This is a genomic window from Sphaerochaeta sp. S2, assembly GCF_016406725.1.
Taxonomy (GTDB): Bacteria; Spirochaetota; Spirochaetia; order Sphaerochaetales; family Sphaerochaetaceae; genus Sphaerochaeta.
In genome coordinates this window covers 1-3,246 of the sequence record NZ_JAEKNT010000399.1, presented here as the reverse complement: position 1 = coordinate 3,246, position 3,246 = coordinate 1, and the positions used below count along the sequence as shown (strand labels likewise).

At 47.1% G+C, this 3,246-nt stretch carries 3 protein-coding genes and 1 pseudogene; 1 reads left to right on the top strand and 3 read right to left on the bottom strand.

The window, feature by feature from the left end:
• A pseudogene (locus tag JF818_RS11760) lies at window positions 1-207 on the top strand (ABC transporter ATP-binding protein); the annotation flags it as partial.
• Here the strand turns inward: JF818_RS11760 and JF818_RS11755 are convergent.
• From JF818_RS11755 to mtnA, 3 genes are all read right to left on the bottom strand, one after another.
• The gene (locus JF818_RS11755) at window positions 204-584 is read right to left on the bottom strand and encodes a desulfoferrodoxin family protein (protein WP_198892195.1); all 381 of its coding nucleotides are present in this window, start codon (window positions 582-584) and stop codon (window positions 204-206) included. The pseudogene JF818_RS11760 and the gene JF818_RS11755 sit on opposite strands and share 4 nt — an antisense overlap.
• Before the next feature lie 128 nt (window positions 585-712).
• The gene (gdhA, locus tag JF818_RS11750; RefSeq protein ID WP_198892194.1) at window positions 713-2,074 is read right to left on the bottom strand and encodes an NADP-specific glutamate dehydrogenase; all 1,362 of its coding nucleotides are present in this window, start codon (window positions 2,072-2,074) and stop codon (window positions 713-715) included.
• 262 nt (window positions 2,075-2,336) lie between these two features.
• A partial coding sequence (gene mtnA, locus JF818_RS11745) for an S-methyl-5-thioribose-1-phosphate isomerase (protein ID WP_198892193.1) occupies window positions 2,337-3,246 on the bottom strand: 910 nt, incomplete at its 5' end.

Below are 3,246 nucleotides of genomic sequence, written 5' to 3'. Positions count from 1 at the left end.
TGGGAAGAGAGTCCAAAGACTACATTGTTTGTTACTCATGACCCTAAGGAAGCCATCTTGCTTGGTGATGCAGTGTGTTGTCTGGGTGACCCAAAACAACCTCTGTTGTACCAAAAAATAGATATTCCCCGCAATGCGAGGAATATCGGTGATGCATCACTGTTGGCTTTGGAAGCCAAACTGGTGGAAACGTTGGTACAATCCTAGAGATCGACCTTCCAGAGTCCATGTAGGTTGCAATACTCGTAAACAGCAACAGCCTTGTCATCATCGAGTGCAAAGGTTGCGTGTGGCTTTCCGTCAACAGGGAGAGCCTTTCTCATGCCACCCTTTTCAGTCTGGACATAGATGAATTCGATGTGGTGTTCCTGGGTCATTGGATGATCCACGGAACCTACATTCACACTCAGCTTGTTCCCTTCAATGCTTACAACAGGAACATGCTTCTCCTGGGCTGCATCAACAGTGTTTGCCTTCAAGGGAGCCATCTCCTCGCCACAGCAAGAGAGTTTAGGACCTCTGTCAACAACCTTCACAGCAATGTTGCCACAGTGCTTACAAATGTAGAAAATCTGATCTTTCATAGCTATTCTCCTTGCCTACCATGATACCCTAGATTTCGCCGGTAGTACAGTGGGTTTTATTCCTAATAGGGTGCAGGTAAAAATAAGGCAGGCTTTTCAGCCTGCCTTAAAATGAACCATTGGAAGTATTATACATACCCCTGAGCAATCATGGCCTCGCTTACTTTCAGGAATCCAGCAATGTTTGCACCATCGACGAAGTTATCCTGTGTGCTGTACTTATCTGCTGCCTGGCTGATGGAAGCGTAGATATTTTTCATGATCTGCTGCAGCTGCTGGTCTACCTGTTCAGGGGTCCATTGGAGTTTCTGGCTGTTCTGCGCCATCTCCAATCCCGAAACTGCAACACCACCGGCATTGGCTGCCTTTCCTGGAGCATGCAGAACACCTGCTTCCTTGAAGATGTCATCAGCTTCCAAGGTTGTTGGCATGTTTGCACCTTCACCTACCAATGAAATCCCGTTGGCTACCAAGTTCTTGGCATCATTCCCATTGATTTCATTCTGGGTAGCACAAGGGAAAGCATAGTCTGCCTTAACATCCCATAGAGGATTGGCATCATTGGAGCCATTGTGGGGGATGTAGGTTGCTTCCTTGAACTGCTGGGCATACTCGCTGATTCTTCCTCTCCTTACATTTTTCAGAGTCTTGATGTAGGCAAGCTTCTTCTCATCAATTCCGGAAGGATCTATGAGAATGCCGGAAGAGTCGCTCATGCTGATCGGTTTGGCACCCATGTGCAACAGCTTTTCGGTGGTGTATTGTGCAACGTTTCCACTGCCACTGACAAGACAGGTTTTTCCTTGAAGACTCTTTCCCTTGCCTTCCAGAATGGCGGCTGAAAGATATACCAGACCATACCCGGTTGCTTCTGGGCGGATATAGGAGCCACCATAGGTGGGTCCCTTACCGGTCAAGATACCGACGGAGCGGTTTTTCATTCTCCTGTATTGCCCATAGAGGTATCCAATTTCTCGGGCACCAACACCAATATCACCTGCTGGAATATCAGTATCCTCACCAATATGGCGTGATAGTTCGGTCATCATGCTCTGGCAGAAACGCATAACTTCGTTGTCGCTCTTTCCTTTGGGATTGAAGTCACTTCCCCCTTTACCACCACCCATTGCCAGTCCTGTCAGACTGTTCTTGAAGGTTTGCTCGAATGCGAGGAATTTCAGGATAGACAGGTTCACTGAGGGGTGGAATCTCAATCCACCTTTGTAAGGTCCAATAGCGCTATTCATCTGAACACGGAATGCGCGGTTGATCTGCAGCTGTCCATCGTCATCCACCCAGGGAACGCGGAACATGATGACACGTTCTGGTTCAACCATCCTGTCAAGGACCTTGTGATATACAATCTGAGGCAGATCATCCACCAAATGATCGATTGAGGCCATGAATGAGGTTACAGCTTGGAAAAATTCCGGCTGGTTGGGATCGACTTGCTTTACGTGGTCAAGGATCTGTTGTGTTGCTTCGTGCATTTGGGTATTGCTCCTCTATTTGTATAAATATACATAATCTGTATATGATGGTATAGAAAATGGAGAAATTGGTAAAGCCTTTCGTAAAACCGAAAAATAGGGTAGGATTTTTTGCGGTATGCGTAAATGGCATGGCATAATAAAAATGACTGAGGAGGACCGCAATGGATTGTTCCTCTTTTTGTCATATCCACAAAATTACTGCTGTCCAAAAACATAAAAAAAATTGGCAGTGGAACGGGTATCCACTGCCTGTAAGCTTCTAGAGTGTTTCACCTCGTCTAAGTCGTTCAATATTCTCCTTGAAAGGAGGATAGATGATACCCTTCTCTGTTATGATTCCCGTGAGATTCTGGTGAGGGGTAACATCAAAAGCAGGATTGAAGACATCCATTCCACTTGGGGCTACTTGCACTCCCTGTACATGGGTGACTTCCTCTGCTTCCCTCTCCTCGATGGGAATCGCGGATCCATCGGGAATTGAGAAATCGATGGTGGAAATAGGGACCACGCTGTAGAAAGGTACTCCATACGTTTTGCAGATGACAGAAAGGGCAAAGGTTCCCAGCTTGTTTGCCACATCGCCATTTGCCGCTACACGGTCCCCACCAAGAATTACCAAATCAATTTTTCCATCACGAATCAGTGTTGCTGCTGCGCTGTCAGGAATAAGCTTGGAAGGAATCTTTGCTTCCATCAGTTCCCACGCGGTAAGGCGAGCACCCTGGAATCTCGGTCTTGTTTCATCGGCATACACAAAGATATCTTTCTTATCGTAGAACGCCGTCTTGATTACCCCCAGAGCTGTTCCCCAACCTGCAGTTGCCAGTGCTCCGGTATTGCAATGGGTGAGGATGGTTGCCTTTTCAGGAACGACTCTAGCACCGATACGTGACATTTGCTTGTTGGTCTTGATATCCTCTTCCCTGATAGCATCAGATTCAGCGAGCAATGCTTTTAGGAGTGCTTCCCTTGGCTGTTTTTCATTATGTTCATAGGTTGCCAGCATTCGATTGATTGCCCAACCAAGATTGACAGCGGTAGGTCTGGCTAGGCTGAGGAATTCACAGGCTTTCATGAATGCTTTCTCTTCCGGGCATTGGAGTGCTGCCAAATACACTCCATATGCTGCTGCGGCTCCGATAGCAGGAGCTCCCCGTACGATCATATCC

What these genes read in the sequence shown, in the direction of transcription:
- JF818_RS11755 (WP_198892195.1), bottom strand. Translation starts at nt 584, where the DNA reads ATGAAAGATCAGATTTTCTACATTTGTAAGCACTGTGGCAACATTGCT.
- gdhA (WP_198892194.1), bottom strand. Translation starts at nt 2,074, where the DNA reads ATGCACGAAGCAACACAACAGATCCTTGACCACGTAAAGCAAGTCGAT.